Genomic DNA, 5,850 nt, shown 5'->3' on the forward strand with positions numbered 1-5,850 from the left:
CGGAGGGGGCAAACGCCCCCGAACGACCAGCGGGGGAAATGGCACACAGTATAATATACGACCCTTGTGGTCGCACCAACCCATCCAAGTGCGACCACAAGGGTCGAAGGATAAACCGCACCACCTTTCCCGCGAGTCTTCGGCTCCGTGAGCCTTGACTCGGGGCTAGCTGAGTGGCACCCTGTCGGGTGCTTCCCAACCTTATCCGACCTGTCTGACTCGTCCGACCTGTCCGATAGAGGTACCATAGATAGAGGGGAAAAAGTTATCCGAGGGAAAGTATTTGTGGCTAAGGAATTTATTGGTATCTTTGCGTGCCGATTATTATCAATGAGAAGATGATTTGCAGTGAGAAGGTAGCGGGTACCCACCCTTGTAATAAGGGTATGATTAGCACTCAAGACGCCCACTATCAATGCACATTGCAAGCTTCTAGATTGATTGTAAAACAAGAAAACAAAGTAAATAACGTGGATACTTTGAGTTATAAGACCATCTCTGCCAACAAAGCAACTGCGCAGAAGGAATGGGTGGTAGTGGATGCCACGGGGCATTCAATGGGTCGCCTAGCTAGTGAGGTAGCTAAGATTTTGAGAGGCAAGCACAAGGCTAGCTTCACTCCTCACGTAGACTGTGGCGACAATGTGATCATTATCAATGCCGAGAAGGCAGTACTTACTGGTGCAAAGTGGACCGAGCGCACTTACCTCAGCTACTCTCTCTACCCAGGTGGGCAGAAGGAGATGTCACCTGAACGTATGGTGAAGGTACGTGGCTGGGAGGCACTTTATCGCAAGGTGGTAAAGGGTATGCTCCCTAAGAATCGCCTCGGTGCCAAGCTCCTCAACAACCTCTATGTATATGAGGGACCAGACCACAAGCATGAGGCACAGCAACCTCGTACTATTGAAATCAAAACCAGATAAGTAGAAAGATTAAGACATGGAAATTATCAATGCTTTAGGCAGAAGAAAAGCGGCTGTAGCACGTGTCTATCTACGTGCTGGTAGTGGCAAGATCACGATCAATGACAAGGAGATAGAGTCTTACTTCCCCAACCCACTACTACAATTTGTAGTGCGTCAGCCACTAGCAAAGCTAGGGGTAGAGGGTCAGTACGATATCAAGATCAACCTCAAGGGCGGTGGCTACACTGGTCAGAGCGAGGCAGCTCGTCTGGGTATTGCCCGTGCACTTGTAAAGATCAATCCTGAGGACAAGGCTGCACTCAAGGCAGAGGGCTTCATGACCCGCGACCCACGTGCAGTAGAGCGTAAGAAGCCAGGTCAACCAGGAGCTCGTCGTAAGTTCCAGTTCTCTAAGCGATAATGCTTTCAGAGGGCTACCTTTCGGCACATTATTAGAGAAGAGAGTATTTCGTTTAGTATCTAAGCTCGGGAGATGGCGGGCCGCACGGTCTACCCTACTTACCCTGCTCGAGGTCAAGACGATTGAAGAATGTAAACGATTTAGAGAATAGACACTATGTCAACAAGAGTAAATTTTGACCAGCTACTAGAAGCTGGCTCGCACTTCGGTCACCTCACTCGTAGGTGGAACCCAGCTATGGCTCCTTATATCTTTATGGAGCGTAATGGCATCCACATTGTAGACCTTCACAAGACTGTAGTGAAAGTAGATGAGGCAGCTGAGGCTCTTAAGAAGATGGCACAGCAAGGTAAGACCATCCTCTTTGTAGGAACCAAGAAGCAGGCACAAGAGGTGCTAGCAGAGAAGGCTCAGGAGTGCGGTATGCCTTATGTAACTGAGCGCTGGCCAGGTGGTATGCTCACCAACTTCCCTACCATCCGCAAGACGGTAAGTAAGATGGACAACATCGATACCATGATCAGCAATGGCACTTTTGAGAACCTCTCAAAGCGTGAGAAGCTACAGATCACTCGTCAGCGTGAGAAGCTGGAGAGAAACTTTGGCTCTATCAAGGATATGAAGAGTATCCCTGGGGCACTATTTGTAGTGGATGTATGCAAGGAGCACATCGCGATCCGCGAGGCACTTCGCCTAGGTATTCCAATCTTTGCTATCTGCGATACCAATGCCAATCCTAAAAACATCGACTATGTGATCCCTGCTAATGACGATGCTACCACTTCTATCGAGGTGATCGTAGGTGCTATGGCAGAGGCGATCAAGGAGGGTGCTATGGAGCGCAAGATTGCTAAGGCCGACGAGAAGGCTGCAGCACAGCAGGCTGAGGCAGAAGGCGAGGAGAGCACTGGACGCCGCCGTGGTGGCAGAGGTGTACGCCGTGAGCGTATCAAGCGTGAGGATAACGACGCTATGAACGCACGCCTAGCTGAGAAGTTTGCCAATAAGGAGTCCGATGAGGATGCTGAGTAAGGTGATTGGAGACTAAGACCAAGCATTAGACGACAGCCCAAGGACTTTGGACAATAGAGCAGCACCTCCATGCCCCGTAGAGCAATCAATACTCCTAGGGCTAGGAGGTGCTTTTTTTGAGACTAAGAATTAATTTATTACGATAAAGAAAGAAGATTATGGCAGTAACGATGCAAGACATCAAGCACCTTCGTGACCTCACTGGTGCTGGTATGATGGACGTAAAGAAGGCTCTTGAGGAGGCTGGTGGCGACCACGATAAGGCGATCGAGATCCTACGTAAGAAGGGTCAGGCGATTGCAGCAAAGCGCTCAGACCGCGAGGCAGCTGAGGGCTGTGTACTTACCCACACTGAGGGTGGCGTAGCTACCCTTGTGGCTCTAAAGTGTGAGACCGACTTTGTGGCTAAGAATGAGGACTTCGTAGCTTTGACTCAAAGCATCCTCAATAAGGCTGTGGCTGAGAAGCCTGCTAACCTTGAGGCTCTTCTAGCTCTCGAGATTGATGGTCGTACCATCGAGGCTCTAATCACCGAGCGCTCTGGCGTAACTGGTGAGAAGATGGAGCTAGGTGCTTACGAGCAAATCTCTGCCCCTGCAGTAGCAGCTTATGTACACGCTGGTAATAAGCTAGGTGTGATCGTGGGCTTCAATGAGAACCTTGATGGCGAGCTAGCAAAGGAAATTGCTATGCAGGCAGCATCTATGAACCCAATCGCAGTAGACGAGGCTGGGGTACCTGAGAGCATCAAGCAACAGGAGCTGGAGATCGCTATGGACAAGGCACGTCAAGCTGGTAAGCCTGAGAACCTACTTGAGCGTATCGCTCAGGGCTCTCTATCAAAGTTCTACAAGGAGAACACCCTCCTAAAGCAGGAGTTTGTATTCTCTGAGAGCAAGAAGTCGGTAGAGGAGACACTACATGAGGCTTCTAAGTCACTTACTGTAACTGACTTTAAGCGCTTCAATCTCAACCAAGACTAAACCTACTGAGGAAATAGTATCGCGGACGCTTAGGGGATAACCCTAGGTGTCCGCTTTTTTTGTGCCTGGTGTGTGGGGGCACTTTATCGGAGGGGGTACCTTTATCGGACAAGTCGGACAAGTCAGACAGGTCGGACAAGCAATAGATAAAGAGAATGCCACTCCGTGCAACAGCCTCCTAAAAAGCACCCGCGAGGGTGCCATTCAGATAGCCCCCGCGTCGGAGGGGGCAAAAGCCCCCGAACGACCGGCGGGGAAGGGGTGTACACAATCATACGACCCTTGTGGTCGCACAACCTATCCGAGTGCGACCACAAGGGTCGATGGATAAACCGCACCTCCTTTCCCGCGAGTCTTCGGCTCTTCGAGCCTTGACTCGGGGCTAGCTGAGTGGCACCCTCGCGGGTGCTTCCCAATCCTGTCTGATCTGTCCGACTTGTCTGACTCGTCCGACTTGTCCGAAAAAAACTCCAATTACTGTGGTAACAGAGCAATTTCTGAGGCTTCATTTACCACATATAAATCGTTGGGCTAGTAGGACAAAAGTTTAGTTGCAACTAAGCGATCGGCGAGATGCAACTAAGCAAATGACGAGTTGCAACTAAGCGATTGCTTAGTTGCAACTCAATTTTCGCCATATTGACACCACTGATTATCAATGGGTTACGAAGGCCATAAAAACACCACTTGACTCCCTCACTTTCGGAGCATCGGACACCACAATATGTATGGGATAGGTAGGCGATTTTTGTATATCAAGAGATATCTTTATCTTTGTAACGACCGTTACAGTAACCGCCATAACATAAGCAAGCGATGAGATTTTATGACAGAAATAGTGAGTTAGAAGAGCTGCAGAGGATTTCTAAGCTCTCATTTGAAGACCACTCAAGGATGACTGTAGTGACTGGTCGTCGTAGGATTGGTAAAACTAGCTTGATCCTTAAGGCAACCACTGGGGAGATTCCAGCTGTTTATCTTTTTGTGGGTCGCAAAAATGAAGCTCTGCTCTGCACTGAATACCAATCTATTATCAGCGAGCAGCTAGCTATCTTCGTACCTAGTGAGATCACCACCTTTCGCTCCCTATTTCAATACCTGCTGGAGGTGGGCGAAACCAAGCCATTTCACTTGATCATCGATGAGTTTCAGGAGTTTTACAATGTGAACCCTGCACTCTTTAGCGATATACAGTATCTGTGGGATCTATACCGAAAAAGGAGCAAGATGAATCTCATCATTTCGGGGTCGGTTTATTCTTTGATGCAGAAGATATTTCACGACAGAAAGGAACCACTATTTGGTCGAGCCGATAATGTAATTAAGCTTTCGGCCTTTGACACCCCTACACTCAAGGAGATTATGGGCGACTACCGTAAAAACTACAGTAACGACGACCTACTTGCACTTTTCACCTTCTCTGGTGGCATCCCGAAGTATGTGGAGCTACTTTGCGATAATACAGACTTATCAATCGAGGGGATGATTGCTTATATGGTGAGAGAGAATTCGCCTTTTATAGAGGAGGGGAAGTACCTCCTGATTGAGGAGTTTGGCAAGGACTATGGTACTTACTTCTCCATTTTAAGCGCCATCTCTGGGGGCATCAATACCCAACCACAGATAGAAGCATCATTAGGGAACAAGAACGTCGGCGGGCACCTGAAGCGTCTGATAGAGGTGTATCAAGTCATTGAGCGAAAGCGACCTATCCTTTCCAAGGTGGGTACTCAGACGGTTCGATACGATATTCAAGATAACTTCCTGAGGTTTTGGTTCAATTACTTTGATAGGCACCGATCTCTAATAGAGATTAACAACTTTCCAGCGCTCCAACAAATTATCCTCCAGGACTACCCCACCTACTCGGGGCTAGTACTTGAGAGGTATTTTGCTAAGCAACTGGCTGAATCGCATCAATACAGAGCCATCGGCTCGTGGTGGGACGCCAAAGATGCTCAAAATGAAATAGATATTGTCGCTTTGAAGTTAGAAAAGAGAAAGGCATTGGTAGCGGAGGTGAAAAGGCAGCGGAAAAATTTCAAGCCTGAGCTTCTGGAAAAGAAAGTGGCACACCTAATAAATAAGGTGCTCCCGAAGTATGATGTAGAGACCACTTGCCTTACTCTGGAGGATATGTAGCATTCAAGAGAGGGATCCCAACGTTGGGGTTAGCCAGAGTTTTGGTTGTCCGACCCCTCAACCGGGGTCGTAAGGGTGTTTTGCACATCGTTATACACAGGTCTTCGGCACTGCGTGCCTTGACCTGTGCCTATTTAACACGGACCCCTCAGCCGGGGTCCTTTCCACATAGGTACTCGAATGAATACTACACAACCATTTCTAATACATAACCCTTGAATCCGGAACCCAGGGGTTACGTATTAGAAGGGACTTGTCGAGTAGTATTCATCTGAGTATCTATGGTTAAGGACCTCCGTAGGAGGTCCGATTTGTTGTAGCCCCCATTCGAGGCTCGCAGAGCCGATGAATGGGGGTAAATAAG

The 5,850-nt window shown here is 48.6% G+C and carries 5 protein-coding genes; all 5 read left to right on the top strand.

The genetic code is table 11. The annotated features are described in order from the left end of the window. Positions 1–470: 470 nt before the first annotated feature. The 5 genes from rplM (at position 471) to HMPREF3027_RS08780 (ending at position 5,486) form a co-directional block, all read left to right on the top strand. Positions 471–926, top strand: a complete 456-nt coding sequence (gene rplM / locus HMPREF3027_RS08760) for a 50S ribosomal protein L13 (protein WP_021903060.1) — start codon at positions 471–473, stop codon at positions 924–926. A 16-nt stretch (positions 927–942) separates the two neighbouring features. Next, the gene (rpsI, locus tag HMPREF3027_RS08765; protein ID WP_018029211.1) at positions 943–1,329 is read left to right on the top strand and encodes a 30S ribosomal protein S9; all 387 of its coding nucleotides are present in this window, start codon (positions 943–945) and stop codon (positions 1,327–1,329) included. 156 nt (positions 1,330–1,485) lie between these two features. Next, complete coding sequence (gene rpsB, locus HMPREF3027_RS08770; RefSeq protein WP_018029212.1) at positions 1,486–2,361, top strand: 30S ribosomal protein S2; 876 nt, start codon at positions 1,486–1,488, stop codon at positions 2,359–2,361. 158 nt (positions 2,362–2,519) lie between these two features. Continuing rightward, entirely contained in the window at positions 2,520–3,344 is an 825-nt protein-coding gene (gene tsf / locus HMPREF3027_RS08775; RefSeq protein WP_018029213.1) for a translation elongation factor Ts, read from the top strand. Between the two features lie 816 nt (positions 3,345–4,160). After that, positions 4,161–5,486 (top strand): ATP-binding protein, encoded by a 1,326-nt coding sequence (locus tag HMPREF3027_RS08780; protein WP_070708208.1) that lies wholly within the window; start codon positions 4,161–4,163, stop codon positions 5,484–5,486. Positions 5,487–5,850 lie beyond the last annotated feature (364 nt).

This window comes from Porphyromonas sp. HMSC077F02, assembly GCF_001815465.1.
Classification (GTDB): domain Bacteria; phylum Bacteroidota; class Bacteroidia; order Bacteroidales; family Porphyromonadaceae; genus Porphyromonas_A; species Porphyromonas_A somerae.

Excerpts from the sequence above, each read along its gene's own strand:
- tsf (WP_018029213.1), top strand. The coding sequence starts at position 2,520 with ATGGCAGTAACGATGCAAGACATCAAGCACCTTCGTGACCTCACTGGT.
- rpsI (WP_018029211.1), top strand. The coding sequence starts at position 943 with ATGGAAATTATCAATGCTTTAGGCAGAAGAAAAGCGGCTGTAGCACGT.
- rpsB (WP_018029212.1), top strand. The coding sequence starts at position 1,486 with ATGTCAACAAGAGTAAATTTTGACCAGCTACTAGAAGCTGGCTCGCAC.
- HMPREF3027_RS08780 (WP_070708208.1), top strand. The coding sequence starts at position 4,161 with ATGAGATTTTATGACAGAAATAGTGAGTTAGAAGAGCTGCAGAGGATT.